This window comes from Citrobacter sp. Cpo069, assembly GCF_030332785.1.
GTDB classification, from domain to species: Bacteria; Pseudomonadota; Gammaproteobacteria; order Enterobacterales; family Enterobacteriaceae; genus Citrobacter; species Citrobacter portucalensis.
Map to the genome: position 1 here is coordinate 253,402 of NZ_JAOWHD010000061.1, position 15,151 is coordinate 268,552.

Below are 15,151 nucleotides of genomic sequence, written 5' to 3' on the forward strand. Positions count from 1 at the left end.
ATACGCTTCCTTAGTGGAAGTCTTATTATTCCACTGTAAGTAACATATGTTGAGTGAGTAATAATTCTTGTGTCAACAGGTTATATTGCGTTTATATATAACGGAGGATGTATGTTTGTTTTTAATCAGCGTAGCCTGAGAGCGTTTAATGAAAAAACACTCGTTCATTATAAAAAGCACGCGACGATTATGGCGGTGTTGATGTTGATTTGTGGCATCTGCTGCTTGATTTATCCGATTGCTGCAGGTGTTTATTTAAGCTATGCAACCGGTTTTATGTTCCTGGTATGTGGTTTCTATTCTATTTATAGCCTGTTTAGTTCAGGTAAAAAGCAATTGAAAGCCAAATTTACCTATGCCTTTTTTGCTATCGCGTGGTTACTGCTGGGTTACTGTTTCCTCGTGAATCCTGTGATAGGCATGAATTCACTGGCAATGGTATTTTGCTGCCTGTTTATTCTGGGGGGGATTTTTCGTATCGCCTCTGGGGTCAAACTGTTCCGTAGTCCGGGTTATGGATGGAGCATTTTTATTGGTATTTTTGACCTGCTTATTGCCGGCGTATGGCTGAATATGGATCCCGACAGATCGTATGTATTTACCTCAATTTTTATTGGTGTCGAGATGATCTTTAGTTCTTTAGCTTTTATCTGTCTGCGTAGAAATGCGACGCTGGTTAAAACTGATAAGCTCGCCGATAAAAATTAATGCTAACTCTGGAGCGCATAGTGAATATTAAAATGATGGTTTCTGCGGCTATTCTTGTGACCTCTGTTATGGCACCAATGACCCGTGCTTTGGCTACTCAGGCAACGGAAGCTGCGCCACAAGATATGACCTGTAAAGAATTTGTTGATATGAGTCAGCAATACAAGACGGCAATTGCCTTTGTGATTGTTAATAAAAATTCTGACTTTAAAGGCGATGATTATGTTCCCCTGCATGAGGTGGAAACGGAAGCTGTACCGAAAATGGTTAAAATGTGCCATCAGCATCCGAATACAAAACTGGGTGAACTGGCTGTAAATCTGAAAGGTTCCGGTCTGCACTATTGATTAACCGTTTTGATAGCCTGGCTTTAGTTAGAATTGACAACCTCTGTTCCTACCCTCAGTCGTTCCTTATAAAAAATCCGCGTAATGCTTACCCTGCTATCCACGAGAAACTCGCTGGATAGCCGTGCTCGCTAATAACCGTAGACCTGACACACGAAGCCCCATCCCTGGGAATTTAATAATCTAAACCCAGGGATAGGGCAGGGGATCAGCGTCGAGCTTTAAATCGCGCTAACGTATTTTCAACGAGGACAAAGAACACTGGAACAAAATAGATTGCCAGTACCGTCGCGGCCAGCATCCCACCGATAACCCCCGTACCGACGGCATTTTGCGCACCAGAGCCCGCGCCGTTGCTTATTGCCAGTGGAATAACCCCCAGGATGAAGGCGAGTGAGGTCATCAGAATTGGACGTAAGCGCATTTGCGCGGCTTCCACTGCGGCTTCAAGCGGCGTTTTCCCTTCTTTCTGCATAATCTCGACGGCAAACTCGACGATCAGAATGGCGTTTTTAGCCGACAGCCCCATGGTGGTGAGCAGGCCGACCTGGAAATAAACATCATTGCTCAGACCGCGCAGATCGGTAGCCAGCAAAGCGCCGACCACCCCGATTGGCACAACCAGCATCACCGAGAACGGGATCGACCAGCTTTCATACAGTGCCGCCAGCGCCAGAAACACGACGATCAGCGAGATGCCGTACAGCATTGGTGCCTGGTTTGTGGATAGCGCCTCCTGATAAGACAGACCGGTCCAGGCATAGCCGACGCCTGCGGGCAGTTTATTAATCAGCGATGCCATAAATTTCATCGCATCACCGCTGCTTTTCCCTTCAACCGGCTGGCCCAGAATTTCCATTGCTGGTTGGCCGTTGTAGCGTTCAAGGCGAGGAGAACCGTAGGTCCACTCGGTGGATGAGTAGGCGGAGAGCGGCGTCATGGAACCGGAGGCGTTACGTACGTACCAGTGGTTGATATTGTCCGGCAACATACGGAACGGCGTATCGGCCTGGACATACACTTTTTTTACGCGCCCCTGGTTCAGGAAATCATTGACATAGCGACTACCAAACGCGGTGGAGATGGTCTGATTAATATCCGATAACGCAACGCCCATAGCTTCAGCCTTTTTGGCGTTGACGTGAATGCGGAACATCGGTGTATCTTCCAGACCGTTCGGACGCACCCCGTCGACCTCACCGGATGACTGGTTGGCCAAAGCCAGAAGCTGGTTCCGCGCCTGCATCATTTTTTCATGCCCAAGATTACCGTTATCCAGCAGCTCCATATCAAACCCTGATGCGGTGCCCAATTCTGCGACCGCCGGTAAATTGAACGGATAAACGACGGCATTATTGATGGTGCTTAAGGCCATCATGGCCCGTCGAATAATAGCGGTAACCGAGTTTTCTTCGCCAACGCGTTCTGACCAGGGCTTCAGGCTGATAAACGCCAGACCGTTGTTTTGTCCCTGGCCGCTGAAACCAAATCCGCCGACGGTGAAAACAGAAGCAACGTTTTTCTGCTCTTTCGTCAGGTAGTAGTCGGTTATTTCCCCGAGCACTTTACTGGTGTTCACCATCGTTGAACCCGAAGGCAATTGTGCCGTGGTCATGAATACCCCCTGATCTTCTTCAGGCAGAAACGAGGTCGGAGTGCGTAAAAACAGCACAATCATGCCCGCGCCAATGACTAAATAGACGACCATATAACGGCCTGTGCGACGTAGCAGTCTACGGGTGCTGTCCGTGTAGTGCTGAGTGCATTTCTCCATGAAGTGATTGAAACGGGTAAACAGAAAATGTGTGTTTTCCTTTTCTCCTTCGTGGGATTTCAACAACATAGCGCAAAGTGCAGGCGTCAGGCTCATTGCCACAAATACCGACAGCAGCATGGAGGAGATCAAGGTGATGGAAAACTGACGGAAAATTTCACCCGTTGCCCCGCTCATAAACGCCATCGGCATAAATACGGCGGATAACACGACGGCAATACCAACTAGCGCCCTCTGGAGCTGGCCCATTGCTTTATGCGTTGCCGCTTTTGGAGACAAGTGCTCTTCGGCAATAATACGTTCTACGTTCTCAACCACCACGATGGCATCATCGACCAACAGCCCTATCGCCAGCACCATGCCAAACATCGTGAGCGTGTTAATTGAAAAACCGGCGACGTCGAGTATTGCAAAGGTTCCGAGGATAACCACCGGAACGGCGATAGTGGGGATAAGCGTCGCACGGAAACTCTGCAAAAACAGATACATGACGAGGAATACCAGAATGATTGCCTCGATCAAAGTATGAAAAACACCCTGAATCGAAATCTCGATAAACGGCGTGGTGTCATAGGGATAAACGGTTTTCATACTGGCCGGAAACCAGGCCGATAATCTGTTCAGCTCTTGTTTGACCGCCTGGGACGTTGCCAGGGCATTGGCACCAGCGGCAAGTTTAATCGCAATCCCGGCGGCGGGTTTGCCGTTGTAACGTGCAACCGTTGCATAATTTTCCGCACCCAGCTCAATGCGCGCGACATCGCGCAGCAGAACCTGAGAACCATCTTGCTGAACTTTAAGGAAGATCTTGCCAAATTCATCGGTCGTTTGCAGACGCGTCTGGACGATTATCGACGCATTTAACTGCTGATCGGCTGACTGAGGCATCCCCCCCAACTGCCCGCCAGATATCTGATTATTCTGCACTTTGAGCTGGGTAATGACGTCCTCGGGAGTGAGGTTATACTTGTCGAGCTTTTGCGGATCCAACCAGATGCGCATGGCGTATTGCGAACCGAATAACTGTACGCTCCCCACCCCGGCAGTGCGGCTTAGCGGATCTTTAATGTTCGAGGCCACATAGTCGGCAATATCATATTGGCTCAGGCTGTTATTATCAGAGATAAAACCGGCAACCATTAAGATATTGCTACTGGATTTATCAACGCTGATCCCTTGCTGTTGTACTTCCTGTGGCAAGGAAGGCATCGCCAGCTGTAGTTTATTCTGTACCTGAACCTGCGCAATATCGGGTGACGTACCCGTTTTGAAGGTCAGGATAATCGAGGCATTACCTGCCGCATCGCTGGTGGATGACATATACATCAGGCCATCAAGACCATTCATATTCTGTTCAATCACCTGGGTGACGGAGTCTTCAACGGTCTTTGCGTCAGCCCCTGGGTAGGCAGCGCTGATGGTAATGGTTGGGGGCGCAATTTGTGGATATTGGGCGACAGGCAGGTTCATTATCGCGATACCGCCCGTAAACATCATGATAATAGCGAGCACCCAGGCGAAAACCGGGCGCTCAATAAAAAAGTTGGCCATGAAGAAAGTGTCCTTAATGCCTGAAATATTACTGTTCAGCTACCGTGTCAGGTGTGTTCAGTTTTGAAGGGAGGACCCGGGCTTTGATTCCCGGACGAATTCTTTGTAATCCGGACACAATGACCCGATCGCCAGGACGTAATCCCGCGGTCACTAACCATTGATTACCAACGGCCTTCACTGCGTTTATTTCACGCAGTTGCACTACGTTTTCCTGGTCAAGGATCAACGCGGTGGCTTTTCCTTGCTCGTTATGCGTAATTCCTTGCTGGGGGACCATCAACACGTTTTGTTGACTACCTTCATCCAGCAACGCCGTGACATACATACCGGGTAAAATTTCACCTTCAGGATTGGGAAATACGGCGCGCAGGGTTACCGAACCGGTGGTCTCATCAACAGCGGGATCGGAAAACTCAAGCGTACCGGTATGGCGATAGGGCTTGCCGTTTTCCAGCATCAGCTCAACCGGAATTTTGCCTTGTTGCTGGGCGATTTGGCCGTTGGCTTTCTCTTCTTTCAGGCGTAAGAAGTCCTGTACTGACTGGGTTAAATCAACATAAATCGGATCTAATCTCTGAACGGTGACCAGCGCGTTTTCCTGATTGGCAGTAACCAGGGCACCCACGGTCACGGAAGATTTGCCGCTAATGCCATCAATGGGCGAGGTAACATTGGCGTATCGAAGATTGATGGTGGCTTGTTCAAGATCCGCTTTAGCGACGGCAACATTGGCTTGCGCTTCATTAAGCTGTGAACGCGTCGTGTCATAGTCCTGGCGGCTGACGTAATTAGATTTTATTAACGCTGACTGCCGATTGAGTGTCAGACGAACATTATTGGCGGTAGCCTGTGCCTTTGCCAACGCGCCTTTGGCTGAGTCCAGTCGTGCCTGCAGCGGGGCAGGATCAATTTGATACAGTGATTCTCCTTTGCTGACTTTATCGCCTTCAACAAAGTTGCGTTTTATGATGATCCCACCAACCTGAGGGCGGATTTCGGCGATCTCGAACGCAAGCGCTCGACCCGGAAGTTCACTTTTAATATTTACTGAGGAGGGCGCTAAGGTAACAACGCCGACCTCGGGCTCCATGGCGGTTTTTACTGCAGGTTTATTATCGCAGGCGGTGATGATGACGCTACTAAAGAATAATGGTATCAACAGTAAGCATTTTCTGTTCATAGTAATCCCTGAATAATGTATAAACACAAATGTTCTTTTATTGCATGCAGGGTGGGGGAGTTGTCGGTAAATAACAAAAGATGGTCAGGCATGAGAAGGGTAAAGCCCATTTCTTCGCTAAAGAATTAGCGGTTAAAAATTATATGTAACAGGAAGAATGCATGTTAAGCGAAGGATCTCATGAAGCAGGATGGCGCAATAAGATAAACGCGGGGTGATGAGAAGGGTTGTTTGCCAACACCTGACTCCGGAATATAGTCGCGCCATCTTACCTCTGGGATTATTTCACTAGCTCCGGAGTTACCTGAGTGACTGTATTGGCGTAGTAAGGCGCTCCCCACATCGGCTCAGGCCAGAATGCGCCGTAACCATAATCCCACATGTTATAGGTGGTGTTGACAGACTCAGTTAAATGCCAAACCTGGATTCCTTGTAAATCAACTTTAACAAAGTTGTACGGGACTTTGTTGATGAATCCTGACTCATCTCCTTGAATTGTTCCCAAAATGGTCACGAAATGGTTTCTGTAGTTTACCGGATCGAGGAAACCTTTCTGCTGGGCAAGAATACGTCCCTGATAGCTCGCGTCTATTTGTGGCTTAGCAGAGTCGTTCAGTGGCAAAACGGCGATTTCCAGCAACGTATCATTTTTGGTGTTAATCACATTGATGACTTTACCACCAAAGCGAGCCTGTTGACCGGTATATAAACCGGGCTGGTTATGCACGGAGATAAAGTTTTTTTGGATATCGGGTTGATTATTACCTTTGATATTCTCAGGAATGGAAGCACATGATGCCAGGGTGAAAGCAAGGGCAATAATCATCAACCCTTTTGTATTTTTCATTTTACTTTCCTGCTTAAAAAAGACAGGTCTATAGTAAACCTTTGCGTATTATTGTCAGCATGCGCATTGTTGATTATCTAATATTAATATAATTGTAGCTTATGGTAATAACGGATTGTATTTTATCTGGTCGCTGAATGAGGGCGATATTTTCAACGACCATAAAAGTAACGGCTGGCATCACGGTTTCACGTCACGCTGGCGGGAATGTAATAAAGCGGATCGTCAATTTTTGCGGTGCTCATCACCCGACAGAATGACCGTTTTCATTACTCCCGTCACCCAGACGGTAAGCCAGCGCCACCACTAGCGACTGCACCAGGCACAGCGTCGCAGACTGGGATCGAAACGCGTCAACCTGCGCCTCTTTCACCACAAAGCAGAGATCGCTGAACGTGGCCAGCGGGCTTATCTGGCTGTCGGTAATCACGATCTGGCGCGCGCCGGCATTGGCCGCAGTTTCGCTGACCATCAGCGTTTCTTCCGCATAAGGCGAGAAGCTAATCGACACCACGATATCCTGCGCTTTGATGCGGTTAATCTGCTCGCGCAGCATTCCGCCCATTCCGTCGAGCAAAATAGGGCGACATTCAAGATGGCTCAGCGCGTAGGTAAGATAGGCTGCTACGCTAAACGAACGACGCAGACCTGCAATGTAAATGGTGTCGGCTTCTGCCAGCAATTGTACGGCGCGTTCCAGCATTTCAGGTTCGGCACGGGCTGCCAGCTGCTGGAGCGCCTGGGTATTCGAACGGGCGAACTCCTGCAGGATATCGAGCGGGGTTTCCGGTACGGCTTCGCTTTCCATCTCACGGAACATGCGCGCGCGGTCGCTGTAGCTGGCGGTTTCCTCTACCAGGTTCATACGAAACAGCTGTTTCATTTCGTTGAAGCCGGTGAAGTCAAAGGCGTTGGCGAAGCGGATCAGCGTAGAGGGTGGCACTCCGGCACGTTCAGCAATGACGGCAACCGTATCAAAGGCCACGCTATTGGTATTATCCAGCACATAGCGGGACACCTGCTGCAGCCTCTTACTCAGGCTATCGTAGCGATCGCGGATTTGCTGCTGCAGCTCGTTCAGGCTGGTTGCTGTTGTCATTTTACCTCCTGGTACATAGTTTTATGATTCTAAACGCAAAACCGCGTCTTTGAAATGTCACTCATTCATCTGGCTGTAAAAACGAAACAAAAGCTTCAGGCTTGTCGTCCGCTGAAACGTTATGCCAGTGCACGCTAATCATGCGATTCCGCTTGTTAACATAAAAACCCATCCTTGATCACATTAATCATTATTTATTTTATTTCAACTTAAAATGGAATGTTTGTTTCATATATAGTACACAGATAACAGTGTTCAGGTAACAGTCACGTATCAACAGCGAGAGGTTAAGGATGGAGACAGTAGCGAATTTTATCCACGGCGAATGTGTCACCGGTTCAGGCCAGCGCGTTCAGGCAATCTTCAACCCGGCCACCGGCGAGCAGATCCGCCAGGTGGTGATGAGTACGACACAGGAAACCGAGCAAGCCATTGCGGCAGCGCACGACGCATTCCCCGGGTGGGCGCGCCATTCTCCGTTAAAACGTGCGCGAGTGATGTTCCGCTTTAAGGCGCTGTTGGAAGAAAACATGGAGAGGCTGGCTCGCATCATCAGCGAAGAGCATGGCAAGGTATTCTCTGACGCAGTTGGTGAACTGACCCGCGGCCTGGAAGTGGTGGAGTTTGCCTGTGGCATCCCACATCTGCAAAAGGGCGAACACTCAGCCAACGTAGGTACCGGCGTCGATAGCCATTCGCTGATGCAACCGCTCGGGGTTTGCGTCGGGATCACGCCGTTTAACTTTCCGGCAATGGTACCGATGTGGATGTTCCCCATCGCGCTGGCAACCGGGAATACCTTCGTGCTGAAACCCTCAGAAAAAGACCCTTCTCTCGCTCTGGCACTGGCGAAACTGCTGCAAGAAGCCGGATTGCCGGACGGCGTGTTCAACGTCGTGCAGGGGGACAAAGAGTCCGTTGACGTTCTGTTAACTGACCCGCGCGTGCAGGCCGTGAGCTTTGTCGGCTCTACGCCGATTGCGGAATACATTTATCAGACGGCATCGGCCCACGGTAAGCGTTGCCAGGCGTTAGGTGGCGCTAAAAATCACTGCATTTTAATGCCGGATGCCGACATGGATATGGCAACCAACGCCATTATGGGGGCCGCTTACGGCGCGGCGGGTGAACGCTGCATGGCGCTTTCGGTCGTGCTGGCGGTAGGGAATAAAACGGCAGATGAGCTGTGCTCGAGACTGGAAAAACAGATTGCGGCGCTGCGTGTCGGGCCTGGTCTTGACCAGACACCGGAAAATGAAATGGGGCCGCTTATCTCCTCTGTACATCGTAATAAAGTGCTCGGTTATATCGACAGTGGGGAATCGCAGGGGGCCAGCCTGCGCGTGGATGGGCGACGTTTTAGCGTTAAAGGCCATGAGCAGGGTTATTTTGTCGGGCCGACCCTGTTTGATAACGTCACGCCGGAGATGACCATCTATAAAGAAGAGATTTTTGGACCGGTGCTTTCTGTGGTGCGCGTAGCAGATTACAGCAGCGCGGTGGAACTGATTAACCGTCATGAATATGGTAATGGCACGGCAATTTTCACACGTGACGGCGGCTGTGCACGTCGCTTCTGCGAAGAAGTGCAGGCGGGCATGGTGGGCGTAAACGTTCCAATTCCGGTGCCGATGGCGTTCCACAGTTTTGGCGGCTGGAAGCGGTCCATTTTTGGTGCGCTGAACGTTCATGGTAACGATGGTGTGCGCTTCTACACCCGGATGAAAACCGTCACCGCACGCTGGCCGGAGATGCTGCAGGACACAGGGGCCGCGTTCTCCATGCCAACGCTGGGCTGACAGGAGGGTTTATGCAAACCGAACGTATGACCATGGCTCAGGCGCTGGTCAAATTCCTTAATCAACAATATATCTGTGTCGATGGCGTGGAAACGCCCTTTGTCGAGGGCGTCGCCACCATCTTTGGTCACGGTAACGTGCTTGGCATTGGCCAGGCGCTGGAGCAGGCACCCGGTCATTTGCAGGTGATGCAGGGATGTAATGAGCAGGGAATTGCGCACATGGCGACCGGATTCGCCAAACAGCATCGGCGCCAGCGTATTTTTGCCGTGACGTCATCGGTTGGGCCGGGAGCGGCAAACATGGTCACCGCCGCGGCAACCGCGACGGCGAATCGTATTCCGCTGCTGCTGTTGCCTGGCGATGTCTACGCCAGTCGTCAGCCGGACCCGGTATTGCAGCAAATTGAGCAATACCATGATCTTGGCATCAGTACCAACGACTGCTTCCGCCCGGTCTCGCGTTACTGGGACCGGATTAACCGACCGGAGCAGTTAATGAGCGCGATGCTAAACGCGATGCGAACGCTTACTGACCCCGCAGATACTGGTGCCGTAACTATTTGCCTGCCACAGGATGTGCAGGGGGAAGCCTGGGACTATCCGCAGAGCTTCTTTGCGCGCCGCGTTCATTTGATCGAACGTCGACCACCCGACCCGCAGCGTCTGGCGATGGCGCGGGCGCTGATTGCCCGCAAACGCCGTCCGCTGGTGGTATGCGGCGGCGGGGTACGATATTCCGGCGCGCATGAGGCGTTTCGTACGTTTGTTGAAACGCTGCAACTGCCATTTGCCGAAACTCAGGCCGGAAAGGGAGCGCTGGTTAGTGACCACCCACTTAACCTCGGAGGCATTGGGGTAACTGGAGGGATGGCAGCGAATCAGCTCGCACCGCAAGCCGATCTGGTGATCGGCATTGGTACGCGCCTCACAGACTTTACCACCGGTTCGAAAGCGCTGTTTTCTCATCCGGAGGTTGAGTTCCTGCTGCTGAACGTGGCGGAGTTTGACGCACTGAAGCTTGATGCCACTGCGCTTATCGCCGACGCCCGTACCGGGCTTACGGCATTAACTGAAACACTGAAAGACTACCGCAGCGATTGGGGGAAGGAGGTCGCTAAGGCGCAAGAGGCCTGGCGTGATGAGTGCCAACGTTTATGGGAGCGCGACTGGCGTCCCGATGACGAACCCGAAGTGGCTGGGCATCTTGACGTTCAGCTGGCGGAATATGGCGACACGCTAAACACCCGGTTGACCCAGACGAAGGTGCTGGGGCTTATCAATCAGCACATTGAAGATAACGCTATCGTCGTAGGGGCCGCCGGATCGCTGCCTGGCGATTTACAGCGTATCTGGCAGGTCAAAACCCCGGACAGCTATCACCTGGAATACGGTTACTCCTGTATGGGCTATGAGATTGCGGCTGCTATTGGAGCCAGGCTGGCGAAGCCGCAGCAGCCGGTATATGCCATGGTGGGGGATGGCTCGTACATGATGCTGCATTCCGAGCTACAAACCGCCGTCCAGGAGGGGATAAAAGTCACTATCCTGCTGTTTGATAACGCCAGCTTCGGGTGTATTAACAACCTGCAGATGGGGCATGGGATGGGGAGCTTCGGTACGGAAAACCGTCACCGCAACCCGCAAACCGGACGGTTGGATGGGCCATTGGTGAAGGTCGATTTTGCTAAAAACGCGGAAAGCTACGGCTGTCGGGCATGGCGTGTACATGACGAGCAAAGCCTGCTGGCAGCGCTGGAAGCCTCGCGTGCGCATTCGGGACCTGTGCTGCTGGATATCAAAGTTCTGCCGAAAACCATGACCCACGACTATGCCTCCTGGTGGCGCACTGGCGATGCGCAGGTGGCAGAATCTCCGTCGGTGCGAAAAGCGGCTGAGCAGACGTTTGAGCAGATGAAAAACGCACGTCAGTACTAAAAGCGATTAATGCCGGATGGCGCCGCGCTTATCCGGCCTACAGCGGATTCTACCCCCAGGCCGGATAAGTCGTTAGCGCTGTCATCCGGTAACCTGCGACAACGAAATTTTCATTTCATTTTTCCTTTCTCTTCATCCATCGCCTCCTTCCTGAACGGAAGGGGGCCAATTCCTGCATCTTCCCTGTTGTTATGTTGTGATATTGATAACAGATTTTATCTCGATCATCTCAAAAGTGTTAACTTGCACCCAAAAACATAATTTTCACTATTTATAAAAATGAAATAAATGTTTTATTTAAGGGGTCGTTAGTTCATCGCATTCACCAACACCGGGAGCCGTTATGTTTAACATTGCTTTACTGGGCGCTGGCCGAATTGGCCAGGTACATGCAGCTAACATTGCCAGTCACAGTGCCACTACCCTCTGGTCCGTCGTCGACCCGAATCAGGAATTTGCCACCCGTCTTGCCACACAGTACCAGGCTCGTTTGCAAAGCCTGGATGAGGCGATGACGGACCCTAACGTTCACGCCGTGCTGATTGCCTCCGCGACCGATACCCATGCGGATTTGATTGAAATGGCCGCCCGCCACGGCAAAGCCATCTTCTGTGAAAAGCCGGTCCACCTGGATCTGGCCCGTGTACGCGACTGCCTGAAAGTAGTCAAAGAGTACGACGTACCGTTGTTTATCGGTTTCAACCGCCGCTTCGATCCACAGTTTCGCCGTGTGAAAACTGACGCACTGGCCGGGCGTATCGGAAAGCCGGAATCGCTGCTGATCATCTCCCGCGACCCGTCGCCGCCGCCTGCGGAATACGTGCGTGTGTCCGGCGGTATGTTCCGTGATATGACCATCCACGATTTTGATATGGCGCGCTTTATCATGGGCGAAGAGCCGGTTTCGGTGTATGCCCAGGGCAGCAATCTGGTGGATCCGGCGATTGGTGAAGCGGGCGATATCGATACCGCGTTCATCGTACTGAAATATGCCTCCGGCGCGATGGCGACCATCGTCAACAGCCGCCGTTCTTCTTACGGATACGATCAGCGCCTTGAGCTGCACGGCTCTGAAGGGCTGCTGTGCGCTGGCAACATTCTCGAAAATCAGGTGCAGCACTACGCGAAGACCGGCTGCACCAGCGCGTTACCTGAACATTTCTTCCTGCAGCGTTATAAATCGGCCTATGCCGCGGAATGGGAACACTTTGTTGCGGTACTGCGCGGCGAAGCGGTCCCTGATTGCAGCGGGGATGATGGCGAGCGTGCGCTGTATCTGGCGGATAAAGCGCTGGAGTCACTGCATAGCCAACGTGAAGTTCTCCTCTGATTGTCACCACAACCTACCCTACACAGAGAGACATAATAATGAAAAAACTGATCTTAGCTGTCCTCATCGCCATGACATCCGGGGCAGCCATTGCTGAAAATGAGCAAATTGTTTTCAGTACGCCAAACCTGGCGATGCCATTTGAAGTTCACATGCAGCGCACGGCGGTGAAAGCCGCAAAAGAGATGGGCGTGAATTTACAGGTCCTGGACGGGCAGGGTAGCTCGCCAAAACAGGTCGCTGACCTGGAAAACGCCATAACTCGTGGCGCACAGGGCTTTATTGTTTCACCGAACGATGTCAACGCGGTGTCCAGCGCGGTAGATGAAATTCAGGATGCGAAACTGCCCGTTGTTACCCTCGACCGCTCCGTTGACAGCCAGAAAAAAGTGCCGCACTTCGGCGCGAACAACTACAAGGGCGGTCAGGCGATTGGCGACTTTGTCAAAACCAAATTCCCTGACGGGGCAGACATTATTCTGCTGACTGGCCAGCCAGGCTCCTCCTCCAACATTGAACGTACTAAAGGCATTCGCGACAGCCTGAAGGCGGGTGGTGAAAAGTACAAGATCGTTGCCGATCAGACCGGTAACTGGATGCGTTCTGAAGGGATGCGCATTGTCGAAAGCGTTCTGCCTTCGTTGCCGAAGCGTCCGCAGGTGATCCTCTCCGCTAACGACGATATGGCGTTGGGCGCGATTGAAGCGTTACAGGGACAAGGACTGAAACCGGGTGAAGTTCTGGTCACGGGCTTCGATGCCGTGCCGGAAGCACTGGCGCGTGTGCGCGACGGCTGGCTGGCAGTGACGGCGGATCAGCGTCCTGGCTTTGCGGTGAAAACGGCCATGAGCCAGTTGGTGAATAACGTCCGTGAGAAGACTGCGATCACCGGGGCTGACTACCCGCCAACGCTTATCACCAAAGAGAACCTGCAGCAGGCCGAGCGTATTAGTGAGGCCGGTAACTGATATGTCCGCAGCCGCCGCGCAAGTGGCGGCTCTCTATGAGGAGGAGCAGACCGATGTCGCAACCCTTACTGAAAGTGACCGACCTGGCGAAAAGCTTTTCCGGCGTTTGGGCGCTGAGCAGCGCACAGCTGACCGTCGGAGCAGGCGAAATTCATGCGCTGTTAGGTGAGAACGGTGCCGGAAAATCGACCCTGCTGAAAGCGCTGGCGGGCGCACAGCCGCAAACACGCGGGGATATTTGGTTCAACGGCGAAACATTGCCGGTAGAAGACTCTCCGGTTGAGCGGCAGAACAAGGGCATTATCACGATTTATCAGGAATTTAATCTGCTGCCCAATATGACCGTCGCCGAGAATATGTTTCTCGGACGCGAACCGCGTAAACGCAATCTGATTGTTGACGAAAAGGCGGTAAATCAGGAAGCGCAGGTGATTCTGGATTACCTGCAACTGAACGTTGCGCCAACCACGGCCGTGGCCCGGCTGAGCGTGGCGCAGCAGCAAATGGTGGAAATTGCGCGGGCGCTGACGCTGAACGCAAAGCTGATCATTATGGATGAACCTTCCGCCGCGCTGAGCGACAGCGAAGTAGAAAGCCTGCATCGTGTGGTGCGGGAACTTAAAGGGCGTGGCGTGAGCATTATCTACGTCACCCATCGCCTGCATGAAGTTTTTCAACTCTGCGACCAGTTCACCGTTTTCCAGGATGGACGATTCACCGGGAATGGCGCAGTTGCACAGACCACCGTAGAACAGCTGATCCGCCTGATGGTGGGGCGCGATGTGGCCTTTAATCGCCGTCCGGCCAGCGAAACTCACCATGAAGATAAACCTGTGCGTCTGGCGGTGAAGGGGCTTAGCCGCGAAAAACCGCCGCTGGATCCGCATGGTATCGCGCTGCACGACATTAGCTTCCACGTGCATGCTGGCGAAGTGTTAGGCATTGCCGGACTGGTGGGTGCCGGGCGCACCGAAGTGGCCCGCTGCCTGTTTGGCGCCGACAGTTTTACTTCCGGCAGCTTTGAACTTGATGGCGTGCCATATCAGCCGCGCGATCCGCTGTTTGCGCTGGATCAGGGGCTGGCGCTGGTACCGGAAGATCGTAAAAAAGAGGGCGCGGTGCTTGGGCTGTCGATCCGCGACAACCTGTCGCTCTCCAGCCTCTCGTCACTACTGCACTGGCGCTGGTTCGTGAATACCCGCAAAGAGGATGCCCTGATCGAGTCATACCGCCAGGCGCTGCAGATCAAAATGGTCAACAGCGCGCAAGAGGTGCGCAAGCTCTCCGGTGGGAACCAGCAAAAAGTGATCCTCGCGCGCTGCATGGCGCTTAATCCGCGAGTGTTGATCGTGGATGAACCAACGCGCGGCATCGATGTTGGCACCAAATCAGAAGTCCATCAGGTGCTGTTTGATATGGCGAAAAAGGGCGTAGCGGTGATCGTGATCTCCTCCGATCTGCCGGAAGTCATGGCAGTTTCCGATCGGATCATCACGCTAAGTGAAGGCCGGGTGACCGGCGAGATCCACGGCGACGACGCCAACGAAGAGCGGCTAATGACGATGATGGCCATCAACCACAACGCCCTGAATGCGGCATAACGGAGTG

At 52.4% G+C, this 15,151-nt stretch carries 11 protein-coding genes; 7 read left to right on the top strand and 4 right to left on the bottom strand.

Annotated features, from left to right (window positions below; all coding sequences use genetic code 11):
* Nucleotides 1–111 precede the first annotated feature (111 nt).
* Together OGY08_RS21490 and OGY08_RS21495 are read left to right on the top strand one after the other, a co-directional pair.
* Complete coding sequence (locus OGY08_RS21490; RefSeq protein ID WP_353622343.1) at nucleotides 112–708, top strand: DUF308 domain-containing protein; 597 nt, start codon at nucleotides 112–114, stop codon at nucleotides 706–708.
* Complete coding sequence (locus OGY08_RS21495) at nucleotides 708–1,055, top strand: HdeA/HdeB family chaperone (protein ID WP_020996283.1); 348 nt, start codon at nucleotides 708–710, stop codon at nucleotides 1,053–1,055. Before OGY08_RS21490 ends, OGY08_RS21495 begins: the two co-directional genes overlap by 1 nt.
* Nucleotides 1,056–1,263: 208 nt before the next feature.
* On the opposite strand, the gene OGY08_RS21500 is transcribed toward OGY08_RS21495, so the two are convergent.
* From OGY08_RS21500 to OGY08_RS21515, 4 genes are all read right to left on the bottom strand, one after another.
* Nucleotides 1,264–4,380: an efflux RND transporter permease subunit gene (locus tag OGY08_RS21500; RefSeq protein ID WP_048236596.1), complete on the bottom strand. Its 3,117-nt coding sequence runs from the start codon at nucleotides 4,378–4,380 to the stop codon at nucleotides 1,264–1,266.
* Between the two features lie 28 nt (nucleotides 4,381–4,408).
* Nucleotides 4,409–5,563, bottom strand: a complete 1,155-nt coding sequence (locus OGY08_RS21505) for an efflux RND transporter periplasmic adaptor subunit (protein ID WP_111465195.1) — start codon at nucleotides 5,561–5,563, stop codon at nucleotides 4,409–4,411.
* Between the two features lie 280 nt (nucleotides 5,564–5,843).
* The gene (locus OGY08_RS21510) at nucleotides 5,844–6,410 is read right to left on the bottom strand and encodes a Slp family lipoprotein (protein WP_003826090.1); all 567 of its coding nucleotides are present in this window, start codon (nucleotides 6,408–6,410) and stop codon (nucleotides 5,844–5,846) included.
* A 244-nt stretch (nucleotides 6,411–6,654) separates the two neighbouring features.
* A complete protein-coding gene (locus tag OGY08_RS21515) occupies nucleotides 6,655–7,509 on the bottom strand; it encodes a MurR/RpiR family transcriptional regulator (protein ID WP_137377542.1) in 855 nt (284 codons plus the stop codon).
* A gap of 293 nt (nucleotides 7,510–7,802) precedes the next feature.
* Between OGY08_RS21515 and OGY08_RS21520 the strand changes: the two genes are divergently transcribed.
* The 5 genes from OGY08_RS21520 (at nucleotide 7,803) to OGY08_RS21540 (ending at nucleotide 15,144) form a co-directional block, all read left to right on the top strand.
* Nucleotides 7,803–9,308 carry a CoA-acylating methylmalonate-semialdehyde dehydrogenase gene (locus OGY08_RS21520; protein ID WP_071444945.1) on the top strand — a complete coding sequence of 502 codons (1,506 nt, stop codon included), beginning with the start codon at nucleotides 7,803–7,805 and terminating at the stop codon, nucleotides 9,306–9,308.
* Between the two features lie 11 nt (nucleotides 9,309–9,319).
* Nucleotides 9,320–11,245, top strand: a complete 1,926-nt coding sequence (gene iolD, locus OGY08_RS21525) for a 3D-(3,5/4)-trihydroxycyclohexane-1,2-dione acylhydrolase (decyclizing) (RefSeq protein WP_286566537.1) — start codon at nucleotides 9,320–9,322, stop codon at nucleotides 11,243–11,245.
* 343 nt (nucleotides 11,246–11,588) lie between these two features.
* Complete coding sequence (gene iolG, locus OGY08_RS21530; RefSeq protein ID WP_003826096.1) at nucleotides 11,589–12,575, top strand: inositol 2-dehydrogenase; 987 nt, start codon at nucleotides 11,589–11,591, stop codon at nucleotides 12,573–12,575.
* A 38-nt stretch (nucleotides 12,576–12,613) separates the two neighbouring features.
* Nucleotides 12,614–13,543, top strand: coding sequence for a sugar ABC transporter substrate-binding protein (locus tag OGY08_RS21535; protein WP_003839787.1), 930 nt, complete (start codon nucleotides 12,614–12,616; stop codon nucleotides 13,541–13,543).
* 53 nt (nucleotides 13,544–13,596) lie between these two features.
* A complete protein-coding gene (locus tag OGY08_RS21540; RefSeq protein WP_008785559.1) occupies nucleotides 13,597–15,144 on the top strand; it encodes a sugar ABC transporter ATP-binding protein in 1,548 nt (515 codons plus the stop codon).
* The last annotated feature ends 7 nt before the right edge of the window (nucleotides 15,145–15,151 follow it).